Origin of the sequence: Halomonas sp. DP5Y7-2 (assembly GCF_019802025.1) — a bacterium.
Taxonomy (GTDB): Bacteria; Pseudomonadota; Gammaproteobacteria; order Pseudomonadales; family Halomonadaceae; genus Halomonas; species Halomonas litopenaei_A.
In genome coordinates this window covers 1-13,691 of the sequence record NZ_JAHVHY010000004.1, presented here as the reverse complement: position 1 = coordinate 13,691, position 13,691 = coordinate 1, and the positions used below count along the sequence as shown (strand labels likewise).

Genomic DNA, 13,691 nt, shown 5'->3' with positions numbered 1-13,691 from the left:
ATCTCTCTCACTGATTCACTAGCGCATCATCGCAAGCCAACCGCACTGGCACAATGGACGCGCCTAGCGCTGCGCCGACGAAGCGCCAGCCGGCAGCTTGACCGTCACGCGCAAGCCCCCCAGCGGCGCGGCTTCAAGCGCGAGTTCACCGCCATACAGTTCTACCAGCTCTTCCACGATGGCCAGTCCCAACCCATTGCCAGGCCGCTGCTCGTCCAGGCGCACGCCGCGACGCAGGACCGCGGCGCGCTCATCCTCGCTCATGCCAGGACCGTCATCATCGAGGCACAAGCATAGCGCTCGCGACTCACGCTGAATGCTGAGCGTCACTCGCGATGCTGCCCAGTCGATCGCGTTCTCCAGCAAGTTGCCTACCAGCTCCTGCAGGTCGTTGGGATCGATACGCAGTGCCAGCTCGTCGGCCAGCAAGATACTGACCCGAACGCCCCGCCGATCCGCCAGGCGGGTCAGTCCCTCCAGCACGGGCGCCAGCACCTGACCAACGTGTACCTCGGCGGCGAGCGCGCTGCTGCCCGCAGCACTGGCCCGCGCCAGGTGATGGCGAACCGCGGCATTGATGCGCTCAAGCTCTTGTCGCATCTTGTCCCGCTCTGCCGCAGGCAGCTTCTCGACACGCGTCATCAGCACGCTGACCGGGGTTTTCAAGGCATGCGCCAGATTGCCGGCGGTTGCCCTTCCTCGCTCGATCAAGCGACGATCATGATCGAGCACGTCATTCATGGTGGCCGCAAGTTCGGCAAGTTCCGTTGGCAGTTGGGTGTCCAGGCGCTCACGCTGCCCCGCCTTGACCGCGGCCAGGTCCGCGTACAGCGAGCGAAGTGGCGCCAGCCCCCAACGAATCTGTGCTGCCAGGCCAGCCAGCAGCAGCGTTCCCAGCGCCAGCAAGGACAACCACAGCAGCCACTCGAAGCGAGCGACCTCGGTATCCAGTTCCTGTCGGCTGACCGCCAGGCTGATCACCACCGGATGGGGGTGGTGGGACAGCGTGAGGGTGCGCTCCACCAGTCGCAGCGGCTGGCCTCGCGGGCCTTCGATGTTGCGCCAGTGGGTACCCGCACGGCCGTCCGTCGGCAGGCGCTGATCCCAGAGGGAACGAGAGCCCCGGGACAGGCCCTGGCCATCGCTGATCTGCCAGTACCAGCCGGAAAACACCTGACCAAAGCGCGAGTCGCCGAGGCTGTCAGTGACGATCAGTTCACCACTGACCGGATCCCGCTCCAGGGCGGCCAGCAGCACTCGGTGCATGGATGACAGCCGTTCGTCGAAGGACGCCGAGGCCGATTCACGGAAGCTGTAGGAGAGTCCTGCCCCCACCAGCGGCACGATCACCAGCACCAGCACCAACGAGGCGACAATCAGGCGCCGCGCCAGCGAGCCTGTGGTGGCCTTCACGACGTAGACTCGTTATCTGGCGTGACCAGCCGATAACCCTCACCGCGACGGGTCACAATGCGCTCACTTCCCAGCTTTCGCCGCAACCGACTGATCTGCACATCGATAACGTTGGAGTCAGGCTCGTGATCGCGATCGTAGACGTGCTCAGCCAGCTCCGTACGACTGACCACACGGTCCCTGGCGTGCATCAGGTAAGACAGCAGGCGCGATTCGTGGGCCGTCAAGGATACCGGCCGTCCGGCCACGGATACGGCACCGGTGTGGGTATCCAGACTCAAGGCACCGGCATTCAGTACCGGATGAGAGTGACCGTGGCTGCGCCGCACCAAGGCGCGCAATCGGAACAGCACCTCGGCGGTCTCGAAGGGTTTGGTGACGTAATCGTCTGCCCCGGCTGAAAAGCCTGCCGCCTTGTCCGACCAGCGTTCGCGGGCGGTCAACACCAGGACGGGCAAGTCGATGCTATCGTCGCGCCACTGCGCCAGCCAGCGGGTACCGTCTCCGTCCGGCAGTCCCAGGTCCAGGATCACCGCGTCATAGCGTTCGGTTCGCAGCAGGAAGTCCGCATCACTGCCATTGGTCGCCGCTTCCACCAATAGCCCACCCTCGCCGAGAGATTCCGCTAGCGCCTCACTCAACGCCTGGTCGTCCTCGACCAGTAGAATTTTCATGACTACGTCTCCTGACATCCGTTTCGCTAGGGGCTTATTAGAAAGGGGCTCATTAGAGAGGGGCTTGATCGACAGAGTCTCACTCGACAGGGGTTCTCTAGAAAGGGGCTTGCTCGATAAAAGCGAGCGCTAAGGTGCCGAAGGCTGACGTCTCATGGCGTCGATGCCCACCCCTTCAATCGCCTTCAGCTCACCGTTGCGACCGTCGAATTCAAACTCGACCACCTGTCCCTGGGCGCCGACCATCTCGATCTCGTAGATCGCTACGCCATCTTCCCGCTCCAGCTCGACTTCCAGCACCTGTCCGTCGTAGCGCTCATCCAGCCAGTCCAGCAGTGTGGGCAGTGCGACCAGACGTCCTTCATGAACTTCCTGATGCAGGTTACGCCAGTCGTCATCGGCCATGGCGTCGCCCACGCCGAGCGACTGGCGTGCAAGATGCTGGAGGCCGTCGACCTGGGCCAGGTAGGGCAGCTGCAGAGCGCTGGCCACTAGCAGCGCGACGACTAAAGAGTGTTTTACATATTTCATGACAGACAGTCTGAAGTAGCTGAGATGAACGAAACATGAACGACAACGTCAGGCTGGTGACAGGTTGCCCGTGACAGGATGGCCTCACTCACCGGACAGCAGTATGTGGTGAGCATACCTTCAACAGCGCAAGGAGTCCGCACATGAACAGAACAGTTACCCTCAGCCTGGCCGCACTGACCCTCACCGGCGCTTTCGCCACCTCGGCGCAGGCCGATGACGGAGGCATCAGCCGCGAAGAGCTCGATCGGCTGCTGACCAGTACCGGCGAATACGGCTTCGCCAGCTACGACGAACTCGGCGTCGACGATGGCCATCGCTTTGAGGCAGAAGGCTGGCGTGACGACGGCTGGCGGCTTGATGTCGATATGTCGCTGGACGACGCCAGCATCCTGCGAGAGCAGCAGCGAGAGGGTCAGCTCCCAGAGTGGAGCCTGAGTGGCGACGAGGTCTCCCAGGCCCTGGACGCCGCACAGCAGGCGGGCCTGGAACTGTTCGGCTCATTGGATGTCGACCGTATGGGCGATATCGAGATCGAAGGCTACGACGCCCAACATCAGGAGATCGAGATTCGTCTTGATCGAGATACCTTCGATGTCACTGGAGTTCAGCATGACGACTGATCAATCGCGCTTTACCCACGAATACCAGCAAAACGCCGCCTGGAGGGCGGCGTCCCAATGGCAGCAGCGCGCTCGCCAAGCCCGAACCGCGCAGCGCCCCAGCGGCCTGCGACTCGTACTGGTCAGTCTGATCGGCATGGTCACACTGGTCTTCGCGACGCTGATGGCCCTGACCTTGAGTCTCGTCGGTCTGGCGCTGATGCCCTTCGTCCGCCACCGCATGAAAAAGCGCATGGAAACCTACCGCGCAGACCATGCAGATGACATCACCCCCGGAATGACCAGCCGTGCCGCGCATCACGACTCAGCGCGAGTCTGGGAGGGGCAATGCGAGGTCAAGTCATCCTGATAGACGGCGCCCCTGGATGGACCGTCAGCGACTGACGTCATCCCGGGGCGTATCGCGCTGGTCGTCTCGCTGTGCCAGCTCTTGGCGCAACGCCACGACTTCCGTCTTCAGTTCGCGTACTTCCCGAGCGAGCTCTCGCAACATGTCCCGCTGCGCCCGGTGCAATCGGCTGGTTTCGTCCTCCTGGTCGCCGATGAACAGCGAACCGACATACGCCGCGAAACTACCGAACAGACTGACCCCCGCGACCATCAACAGGGCAGCCACCACACGGCCCAGGGTCGTGACCGGATAGAAGTCGCCGTACCCTACCGTCGTCACCGTCACGAACGCCCACCATAGTGCTTCTTCAGCGGTATTGATCTGGCTATCGGGATTTGGCCCCTCGACGACCAGGATGACCACCGAGCCGAAGATCAGCAGCAGCACCGTCGCGGATGCCACCGAGGCAAAGATCCCCTTGGCCTTGTTGCGGAACAGCAAATTCCAGATCAGGCTAAGCGACTTGATCGCACGCAGCATCCGGATCACCTGTACCACCCGCACCAGTCGCCCTGCCATAAAGAAGCTGGCGGGTATGCTGGCGAGCAGGTCAATCCATCCCCAGCGCATGAAACGCCATTTGCTGTCTGCCTGGCTGAAACGGATCACAAAGTCCGCGAGAAAGAAGCCACAGACAACAAAGTCCAGCTTGGAAATCAGATCATCGACTTCCGGCGGCAGGTCATGCAGCTCCTGCACAGCCATGGCGCCAATAACGTAAAAGGACAGGATCAGGATCAGGATCTGAAACGGAGATAGACGCTCTTGATTCATGGTGTTCGGGTCGATGGACGGGTCATCCTTGACCTTACGCGAAGCATGTCGGGCTGCCTAGCAGCAAGGCCGCCGGCAACACCTCGGCGTCAACGACAACTCACTCCAGCGCTTCGTAGGGCAACCCCACATAGTTTTCAGCCAGCGTGGTCAAGCCTGCCCGTGACCCTGTCAGGTAATCGAGTTCGGCCAGCTGCATGCGCTCCTCGAAAGTCTCTTCATCACTAAAGCGGTGCAGCATCGACGTCATCCACCAGGAAAAACGCTCGGCTTTCCAGATACGCCTGAGGCAAACCTCCGAGTAGCGCTCCAGCAGGTCTGTGCGGCCATCCTCGAACACCTTGACCATCAGGCGGTACAGGGTACTGACATCACTCGCCGCCAGATTAAGCCCCTTGGCTCCGGTAGGAGGAACGATGTGCGCCGCATCCCCCACCAGGAAAAGGCGGCCAAATTGCATCGGTTCCACCACAAAGCTGCGAAGCGGTGCAATGCTCTTCTCGATCGAGGGCCCCGTGACCAGCTGTTGAGCGACATCACTCGGCAAGCGTTGCTTCAACTCCTGCCAGAAGCGCTCATCGGACCAGTCATCGACCGTGTCATCCAGTGACACCTGGAGATAGTAGCGGCTGCGCTGGACCGAGCGCATGCTGCACAGCGCAAAGCCCCGCTCGTGGCGTGCATAGATCAATTCATGAGTCACCGGCGGAGTATCGGACAGCAGCCCGAGCCAGCCAAAGGGGTAGACCCGCTCGAAGGTCTTCAATCGCTCGTCAGGAATCGAGCGACGTGACACCCCATGGTATCCATCGCAGCCAGCCACATACTGGGCGTGCAGATGGTAGCGCTTACCCTGGTGGATGAAGGTCACGCTAGGAGCGTCGCTCTCCAGGTCGTGCAGCGCCACCTCGTCCGCCTCGTAGAAGGTCGTAGCGCCCGACGCCTCTCGCGCCGCCATCAAGTCTCGCGTCACCTCCGTCTGGCCATACACCATGACCCGCTGTCCCCCAGTCAACGCCGCCAGGTCCACCCGCGCACGGCGATTGTCGAAGGCCAGCTCAAAGCCCTCATGGGGCAGCCCTTCGGCCTCCATCCGCTCACTGACACCCGCCTCACGCAGCAGGTCGACCATACCCTGCTCCAGCACACCGGCACGGATGCGTCCCAATACATAGTCGCCGCTCTTGCGCTCGAGAATGACGGTAGCGATGCCAGCACGCTCCAGCAATTGCCCGAGAAGCAAGCCCGAAGGACCCGCTCCGATGATCGCCACCTGGGTCGTCATCGTTTCGTCGATATCTTCGTGGGCGGATGCAGTCATCGAATCAAGCATGGCAGTGGCCTCGTCAGCGGGGTTGGAAGACGTTATGGTTGTGATGATATTTTTCGCTCCGAAGCACCGCCAAATAAGGCATGAAAAGCCCTTTTACTTGGACTTATCGAAGATGCTCATCTGACTTTTGTCGTACAGGTGCGCACTTCAGACCACTCTGGCCGATGGGCGCTGGCCCCGTCGCGAGGTGATCCATGCAGACCCCGTCAACCACCTCTGAACTCCCCCTGCCGATTCCGACGTTTAGCCTTTATGGAGAGCATCAAGGCTGGCCAACACCTGACTTGATTCACTGCGAATCCATCGCTGAACGCAGCCGCCTGCATGATTGGCGCATCCATCCCCATCGCCACAGTGACCTGAGCCATCTGCTGCTGCTGACCTCAGGGGAGGTGGAGCTTGAACTTGAGGGCAAGCGCCTGTCCTGCCAGGCGCCGCTGATGATTCTGGTACCGGCCCTTAGCGTCCACGGTTTTACGTTCTCGCCAGGGATTCAGGGGCACATCCTGACGCTGGCCGCGCCATTGCTGGTCCATCTGCGCCGCGAACTTCCCGATGCCAGCCGCGTGTGGACCCGGGCAGGGGCAACGCCCCTTGGCACAGGGGGGAAGCGTCTGGTGGGGTTGATGGATCACATCGATGCGGAGTACCGCCGGCCGGCACGGGACCGCAGTGTCCTGCTCGATGCACTGACCAAGGCACTGACGGTGGAGGCGGCACGTGCTGCCACCCCACCTTCTCAGCGCATCTCAGGGGTAAAACCAGACCCGGGCCACGTTCATCTACAGCGCTACCAGGCGCTGGTCGAGCAGCGCTTTCGCCAGCACCCCAGGGTCTCCGAGCTGGCCACGGAAATCACCGTAAGTGCCGCCCATCTCAATGCCTTGTGTCGGCGCCTTACCGGTCGCGGCGCACAGGCGCTGATGCATGAGCGGGTACTACTGGAGGCCAAGCGGGAGCTCACCTACACCAACCTGACTATTGCCCAGGTCGCTGATGGGCTGGGATTTTCAGAGCCGGCGTATTTCTCACGTTTTTTCAAACGCTTGACGGGCTGCTCGCCCAAGGATTTTCGTCAGCGACAGCAGCGGGCAGCGCCGCCGCCAGAAGTATGAGCGGGCCTCGTGACGGACAAGGGCCGCCTGCAGGCGGCCCTTGTCCGTCATGGGAAGGCAGCGGCTACATCAGAAAGAATGTCGTCAGCACGGGAAACAGCAACAGCAATGCCAGGCGCACCAGGTCAGACACGATAAAGGGCGACACGCCGCGGAAGATCTCGCCCAACCCGACATGCGGCGCCATGGCCTTGATCACGAAGACGTTCATGCCCACCGGTGGGGTGATCAAACCAAGCTCTACCGTCAGCACGGTGATGATGCCAAACCATACCGGGTCGATACCCAGCACCTGAATGATCGGGAACACCACAGGCACCGTGATGACCAGCATCGCGATGGAGTCCATGAACATGCCCAGCACGAAGTACATCAACAAGATGCACAGGACCACCCAGATGGGCGACAGCTCCAGGGCAAACAGCGCATCACTGATCGAAAACGAGATACGTGACAGCGAAATGAAGTAACCCAGCGCCTCCGCCCCGACCAGCATGAAGAACACCACGGCGGACAGCGCCAGTGTTTCCTGAACCGCTGCCCACAGCTGGGCGCCACGCAGGCCCTTGACCAGTGCATACAGCAAGGTGGCAAATGCGCCCACGCTCGCGCCTTCTGTCGGCGTAAAGACGCCCAGGTAGATGCCGAGGATCATCACCAGAAAGACGCCAAAGAAAGGGACCAGCCCTCCCACCGATGCCAGCTTGTCGGCCCAGCCAGTCGGCTCTCCCGCCACCGCCAGGCCAGGCTTTACGCGCATGACGACGCTGACGGTGAGCGCGTAGAGGACCAGGCCTAGTAGCCCTGGAATCAGGCCCGCCATGAACATGTCGCCCACCGACTGTTCCGTCAGAATGGCGTAGATCAGCAAGGCAATGCTGGGAGGGATCATGATGCCCAAGGTGCCCCCAGCCGCTAGCGCGCCAGTGGCCAGTCCTCGGTGGTAGCCGTAGCGCTCCATCTCTGGCAAGGCCACACGGGTCATGGTACTGGCCGTTGCCAGGGATGAGCCGGAGATGGCCGAAAACACTCCGCAGGACCCCACTGCGGCGATGGCCAGGCCACCTTTCCAGCCGCCACAGATGACCCGCGTCGACTGGAACAACTTGCCGGCCATGCCAGAGTGCGCCGCCAATACGCCCATCAGGATGAACATGGGGACCGCACTGAAGCTGTAGTTGGACAGCACCTCCACCGGCACTGACTTGAGCATGGAGACAGCGGCGCCTGCATCGATGATGACCGCGAAACCACCGACTCCCACCACCAGCATGGCCAGGGCCACCGGCACCCGCAGGATCATCAGCCCCAGCAGTACCGCCAAGCCCATCGCTCCGATCCATTCAGTCGCCATGGGAAACCTCACCTCCACGGCCAGTGATCATGGCCAGCAGTCCCTCCAGCAGGCTGCGCAGGCCCATCACGGCACTCAAGGCGGCCGCTGTCAGATAGATCGGCCCCAGCGGTAGGCGCAGGTCCTGAGTGACTTCGCCATACTCTGTCGCACTGTGGGCTGCGCCTACCAGCCCGCTGGCCAATACGGCGCCTAACAGTGCAAAGCCGAGCAGGTAGCCGCCATGCAGTCGCGCGGTAATTGACGTAGGCAGACGATGAGAAAATGCCTCCACCACCACCTGGCTTTTCTCGACGGCCGCCGCCATGGTCGCCAGCAGGGCAAACAGCATCAGGTAGCTGACCATCTCGACACTGCCGAAGACCTGAAGTGACAGGGCTCCGTCCGACAGGCGCTGTGCATAGCGTGTGACCACATCCGCCACGGTGATGGCCAGCATCAGTACCAGACAAAGACCGCCAAGCCCACGGCACAGCAGCGCCAGCCAGTGGCTGGTACCAAGCATCAAACGCTGCATGATGTCACTCCACCGAGCCACAGCTGTCTCGTGCGGCAAGCGCCGCCTGATACACGTCCTGGGCCTGTGAGATGCCTCGCTCTTCCAACCCACTCAGATAGTCGTCGATGCCCTGCTCGAGGGGCGGCGCCCAAGCCGCATCCTCAAGAGGCGCGTCGATCACACGGATGGTGTGCCCCGCATCCACTGCCTCCTGATGGCCAACTTCATCAATGGCATGGAAGACCTGACCCGCATTCGTCGCCCACTTCATGCCGGAGTTGTCATCGATGACCGCCTGCTGTTCCGGCGTCAGTCGCTCATAGGCGCGCTGACTCATCGTGGCAACAAAAATCAGTGAATAGAACGGTACCTGGGTGTGGTACTCCACCAGCTCATTGATACGAAACCCCTTCATGCCCTCCCAGGGAAAGCTGAGGCCGTCCAGCACACCGCGCTGCATCGAGCTGTAGATGTCCGGGGCTGGCATCGCTACCGGACTGGCCCCCATATTTTCCAGGATATCCCCCGCCACCGCGGTGGGACGACGAATGCGCAGCCCAGCGAGGTCCTGGGGCGCTTGCACGTCGGTGTCGACAGTGTGGATGTACCCCGGCCCCGTGGTGAACATGAACAGTACGTGAGTGTCGTCGTACTCACTCGCAATCTGGCCGTCGTCATAGAGCGTCTGCAAGATGCACGATCCTTGTACCGCAGTATCGGAGACACCGGGAAGCTCCACTACCTGAGACAGAGGAAAGCGCCCAGCCGTGTACCCTTGGGCCGTCGCGCCGATATCGGCGATACCATTGACCGTCGCCTCATAGATATCATCGGCCTTGGCGAGCGTGCCGGAAGGGAACAGCTGCACCTTCAGGTCTCCGCCAGAATCCTCCTCGACCGCCTTTGCCCACTGTTCGAAAATCTGCGTATTGATACCGGATGCCCCGGGCCAGAAGTGCGCCATGCGCAGTGTCGTCGCAGCCTGGGCCTGAGCACATGCCAAAGCGGTCAGCGACGCTGCCATCAAGCAGGCGAGCGGTGTCTTCATCGGGGTTCCTCCCGTCGTTGTCGTTATTGGCACTGCCTGACGTCAACAGGTGGCTCCCTGCACTGGCGTCAATGACGGCAATGTTCGCATAGAGAACATGCGTTCGTTATTTGAGTTGAAGAAGGTAAACCACCCGCAATGCGAACGAAAAGCGACTTTGGTATAGGACCCAGCGACTCCACGCTTCTCTCGCCCTTTTCGACACTCGGTATCGCAGGCAAGAGGTATCCCACGCTGTCCCTCTCGGCAGCGGTAGATGTCGACACATACATCAACACCGGCCGCCTACCCGGCGCCCAGGGCTTGGAATAAAAGCTCCGGAATAGAAGCCCTGGAACACAAGCACTGAAGCAAAATTCCTGAAGTAAAAGCCCTGGAGCCAATGCCCCTGAGAAAAAGCCCCTGAGCAAAAGTCCTTGGGCGAAAGTGGTACTTAGATGATGGCTTCACTAAAATTGTGTGCTGAAACGATACAGCCCTCCCCTCAAGGACGATCATGACTCCCCCTCGCCCGGGTATTGCCCTCCCCCTGATGTTGCTGCTGGCCTCACCCGCCGTGGCAGAAACCGCTGTTCAGAGCACTGATCAAACCACGTCACAGAGCACTGCACCGCAGGCTGATCACACTGACGGATCCACGATGACCGTGACGGCCTCGCGTTTGTCACGCGAGCTGCTGACAACCCCCATGGCCATGTCAGTGGTCGATGAAGAGGAGATCCAGCATGGACAGCAGCGCGTACGGATCGATGAATCTCTGGTACGGGTGCCCGGCGTGTTCATCCAGAACCGCGACAACTTTGCACAGGGCGCAAGGGTCTCCATTCGCGGTTTCGGCGCGCGCGCACCTTTTGGCGTGCGTGGCGTCACCATCCTGGTGGATGGCATCCCCTACACCCTGCCCGATGGTCAGGCGCAGCTGGATGCCATTGATCTGGATAGCGCAGAACGCATCGAAGTCATTCGTGGCCCTTCTGCCGTGCAGTACGGCAATGCGTCGGGGGGTGTCATTGCGGTGACTACCCGCGATGGCAGATCCGATGACAGTACCCGCATCCGCGTCGGAGTTGGCAGCGACGGCTACAACAAGCAGTCCGTGTCGACGGGCGGCACGCATGACGAGTGGGCCTATCACATCAATGCGTCGCGTCTTGAGCTGGCGGGCTACCGGGACCATAGCCGCGCTGAAAAGACCCTTCTCAACACCAAGGTTTCGCGGGAGCTGGACGATCAACGAAGGCTGACAGCGATCGTCAACCTGCTGGACAATCCGCGCGCCGAAGATCCCGGAGCCCTGACCGCGGAACAGGTGGATGCCGATCGCCGACAAGCGGGTCGCTTCACCGAGGAATATGACACCGGACAAGACGTGGATCAGCAGGTCCTCGGGCTGCTCTACCAAGACCTGGGGTTCGGTCTCGGTGAGCTGTATATAAAAGGGTTCAGCACCTGGCGCGACTTCGAGCAACAGCTGCCCTATCCCGGTGACAGCTTAATTGACTACCGTCGGCAGTACTTCGGCGGTAGCGCGGAGTACCATCAGCGCTTTCATATTGGCGGCATGGCCCTGGACGGCATGGTCGGCGTTGATGCCGCGCGTCAGGAAGATGATCGACACCGGCAGGAGGTGGCCTTCAGCGGTGAGATTACCGGTGAGGTGGCGGATGAGACGCAGACTGCCGAAAGCCTGGGAATCTTTGCTCAGGGTGATCTTGCGCTCGATGAGCAATGGACCCTGTCGGCCGGCATTCGCCATGACCGCGTCGAGCTGGACATCGAGGACGATTTCACCAGCGATGGCGACCAGAGCGGTCAACGGACCTTTGAGGATACCAATGGCAGCCTCGGCATAAGCTATCGCTATCACCCGAATCACCAGCTGTATGCCAATACTTCGACGGCCTTCGAGACGCCTACCTTCTCAGAGTTTGCCAATCCAGCAGGTGGAGGCTTCAATCCAGACGTGGAGCCACAGCAGAGCTGGAGTCGCGAAGTGGGGGCGCGAGGCACTCTGACCAGTGGCCTGGACTACGACATCACCTTGTTCTCCATTGAGGTGAAAGATGAACTGGTGCCTTACGAGATCGAGGGAAGCGACCGCACCTTCTACAGCAATCTCGGCGATACCCGTCGCGAAGGCCTCGAGCTCGCCCTTGGCTGGGCGCCATCTGCTCAACTCGAGTTGTACACCGCGCTGACCCTCGCCCGCTACGAATTTGATAGCGCGGGAGGGGCAGGTCTGAAGGGCAACCGACTTCCAGGTCTGCCCGAGACCACCTGGGTCAACCAGCTGACCTGGTATGGCTCCGGCGACCGTGACACCAGCCCCTTCGCGACCCTGGAAACCCAGTATGTAGGAGACATGGTGGCGGACAACGCCAATACCGTCGACGTCGACAGCTACTGGCTAGCCAACCTAAGAGCTGGCAAGGGATGGCGCCTGGGAAGTGAGCAGACACTGTCGACGTATCTCGGCATCCGCAACCTGTTTGATGAAGATCACTATGCCAACGTCCGCATCAATGCCAGCAACGACCGCTACTTCGAGCCAGCACCTGACCGTGCTGTCTATGCCGGTGTAGAACTGGCGTTCTAACCCTCCCGCGCATCTTCTGAAATCATGCCGATCCGCTCGTTTCCCCTTGGGAAGCGAGCGAATCCTCATGCTCTATTGAGCCAGATCAAGTACATCAACATGGGCCACTGAGACGATGAGGCGATACGTCGTCACAAGAGGTCCAGCTTGCGCTGGTTCCACCGCCCATGCTGATCCGACGCTCCTCAGAAGTGACCATGCGGCTATGGTCTGGCGGCACAACAAGAGAACTGCTCATTGCTCCCGAGGGCAGTGACTACGCACGACGCGACTTTCACATACGCCTGAGCACGGCGACGGTCGAAAGTGAAGAAAGCATGTTCACCCCCTTGATTGGCTACGAGCGCCACCTGATGGTATTGGAAGGGCAAGCACACCTGGTACACCAAGGGCAGCGTAGCGACCGACTGAGCCGCTTCCAGACAAGCACGTTTGACGGCGCGTGGCAGACCCAGAGCTTCGGTCTCTATCGGGATTTCAATCTGATCCTTCGCTACGGCAATCGCGGGTACATCAGCCATCAACATCTATCACTACGGGAAACGCTTCACCTATCTCGCGAGGAAGCCTTGGTTCGCGCTATCTATCTGGAACGGGGGCGTCTCGAGCTGGTCAACGGTGACATCATCAACTGCCAGGACATGCTGATGGTAGAGCCAGGTGATCGATTATTCTTGCGCGCCCTGGAAAGCTCCGACCTGATCCTTGCGACCTTCACCGCATAGGCCTTGCATAGAACCTTGCATAGAACCTTGCATAGACCTTCCCTGGATAGACCTTCCCGACATAGTCCTTCCTTCTCCGAGAAAACCTCAACATCAGGATTTCTCCTATCCTCCGAGCCCCGTCATCGACGTGTCATTGATGGAAAGGCTTAGGCCGGACCACGCCGAGGGGGTATTCGGCGTGGCCCCACAAATAAAGAGCGGCTGAACGTATCAAGAGCCCATGCATGCGGCTTTTTAAATAAAGAAACCCCGACCATCTCTCGATAATCGGGGTTCTTCTGAATAAATGCCTGACGATGACGCTTAGATATCAATGTCTCTCGCATGGGGGTGAGCCACCCTGGCTTTTGCAGCGAAGCTGCAAGGGGTGGCGAACGCCACGAGCCTGCGAGTGGCCGGACCGCACGCAGTGCGGCCCCACATATAAAAAGCGGGGTCGACCCATGCATGCGAAAAACCCCGACCATCTCTCGATAATCGGGGTTCTTCTGAATAAATGCCTGACGATGACCTACTCTCGCATGGGGAGACCCCACACTACCATCGGCGCTGAGCGGTTTCACTTCTGAGTTCGGCAAGGGATCAGGTGGTTCCCACTCGCTATGGTCGTCA

13 protein-coding genes and 1 rRNA gene are annotated in these 13,691 nt (G+C 60.6%); 5 read left to right on the top strand and 9 right to left on the bottom strand.

The genetic code is table 11. The features are described from left to right. Window positions 1–63 precede the first annotated feature (63 nt). From KUW18_RS06820 to KUW18_RS06810, 3 genes are all read right to left on the bottom strand, one after another. Window positions 64–1,413 carry a sensor histidine kinase gene (locus KUW18_RS06820; RefSeq protein ID WP_222484659.1) on the bottom strand — a complete coding sequence of 450 codons (1,350 nt, stop codon included), beginning with the start codon at window positions 1,411–1,413 and terminating at the stop codon, window positions 64–66. After that, window positions 1,410–2,087 (bottom strand): response regulator transcription factor, encoded by a 678-nt coding sequence (locus tag KUW18_RS06815; RefSeq protein ID WP_206941750.1) that lies wholly within the window; start codon window positions 2,085–2,087, stop codon window positions 1,410–1,412. The genes KUW18_RS06820 and KUW18_RS06815 overlap by 4 nt, the downstream gene beginning before the upstream one ends. 129 nt (window positions 2,088–2,216) lie before the next feature. Beyond that, window positions 2,217–2,618 (bottom strand): PepSY domain-containing protein, encoded by a 402-nt coding sequence (locus tag KUW18_RS06810; protein WP_224851958.1) that lies wholly within the window; start codon window positions 2,616–2,618, stop codon window positions 2,217–2,219. Between the two features lie 143 nt (window positions 2,619–2,761). Between KUW18_RS06810 and KUW18_RS06805 the strand changes: the two genes are divergently transcribed. Together KUW18_RS06805 and KUW18_RS06800 are read left to right on the top strand one after the other, a co-directional pair. Further along, window positions 2,762–3,241, top strand: coding sequence for a hypothetical protein (locus KUW18_RS06805; RefSeq protein ID WP_222561067.1), 480 nt, complete (start codon window positions 2,762–2,764; stop codon window positions 3,239–3,241). Beyond that, window positions 3,231–3,590: a hypothetical protein gene (locus tag KUW18_RS06800; RefSeq protein ID WP_206941753.1), complete on the top strand. Its 360-nt coding sequence runs from the start codon at window positions 3,231–3,233 to the stop codon at window positions 3,588–3,590. Before KUW18_RS06805 ends, KUW18_RS06800 begins: the two co-directional genes overlap by 11 nt. Window positions 3,591–3,614: 24 nt before the next feature. On the opposite strand, the gene KUW18_RS06795 is transcribed toward KUW18_RS06800, so the two are convergent. Further along, window positions 3,615–4,406, bottom strand: a complete 792-nt coding sequence (locus KUW18_RS06795) for an ion transporter (RefSeq protein WP_206941755.1) — start codon at window positions 4,404–4,406, stop codon at window positions 3,615–3,617. A gap of 100 nt (window positions 4,407–4,506) precedes the next feature. Next, the gene (pobA, locus tag KUW18_RS06790; RefSeq protein ID WP_222561280.1) at window positions 4,507–5,691 is read right to left on the bottom strand and encodes a 4-hydroxybenzoate 3-monooxygenase; all 1,185 of its coding nucleotides are present in this window, start codon (window positions 5,689–5,691) and stop codon (window positions 4,507–4,509) included. A 242-nt stretch (window positions 5,692–5,933) separates the two neighbouring features. Here pobA and KUW18_RS06785 point away from each other — a divergent pair, with 242 nt between their 5' ends. Next, window positions 5,934–6,854: a helix-turn-helix domain-containing protein gene (locus tag KUW18_RS06785; protein WP_222561066.1), complete on the top strand. Its 921-nt coding sequence runs from the start codon at window positions 5,934–5,936 to the stop codon at window positions 6,852–6,854. A 64-nt stretch (window positions 6,855–6,918) separates the two neighbouring features. Here the strand turns inward: KUW18_RS06785 and KUW18_RS06780 are convergent, their stop codons facing one another. Genes KUW18_RS06780 through KUW18_RS06770 form a run of 3 tightly spaced genes read right to left on the bottom strand, consistent with a single transcriptional unit; the run spans window position 6,919 to window position 9,755 of the window. Then, window positions 6,919–8,208, bottom strand: a complete 1,290-nt coding sequence (locus KUW18_RS06780; RefSeq protein ID WP_222561065.1) for a TRAP transporter large permease — start codon at window positions 8,206–8,208, stop codon at window positions 6,919–6,921. After that, window positions 8,198–8,725, bottom strand: coding sequence for a TRAP transporter small permease (locus tag KUW18_RS06775; protein WP_222561064.1), 528 nt, complete (start codon window positions 8,723–8,725; stop codon window positions 8,198–8,200). The genes KUW18_RS06780 and KUW18_RS06775 overlap by 11 nt, the downstream gene beginning before the upstream one ends. A gap of 4 nt (window positions 8,726–8,729) precedes the next feature. After that, window positions 8,730–9,755: a TRAP transporter substrate-binding protein gene (locus tag KUW18_RS06770; RefSeq protein ID WP_206941763.1), complete on the bottom strand. Its 1,026-nt coding sequence runs from the start codon at window positions 9,753–9,755 to the stop codon at window positions 8,730–8,732. Window positions 9,756–10,251: 496 nt separating this feature from the next. Between KUW18_RS06770 and KUW18_RS06765 the strand changes: the two genes are divergently transcribed. Both KUW18_RS06765 and KUW18_RS06760 read left to right on the top strand, forming a co-directional pair. Next, complete coding sequence (locus KUW18_RS06765; protein WP_409995823.1) at window positions 10,252–12,351, top strand: TonB-dependent receptor family protein; 2,100 nt, start codon at window positions 10,252–10,254, stop codon at window positions 12,349–12,351. A gap of 197 nt (window positions 12,352–12,548) precedes the next feature. After that, a complete protein-coding gene (locus KUW18_RS06760) occupies window positions 12,549–13,076 on the top strand; it encodes a HutD family protein (RefSeq protein WP_222561063.1) in 528 nt (175 codons plus the stop codon). A gap of 501 nt (window positions 13,077–13,577) precedes the next feature. Here KUW18_RS06760 and rrf read toward each other — a convergent pair. Beyond that, a 5S ribosomal RNA gene (rrf, locus tag KUW18_RS06755) occupies window positions 13,578–13,691 on the bottom strand; the annotation flags it as partial.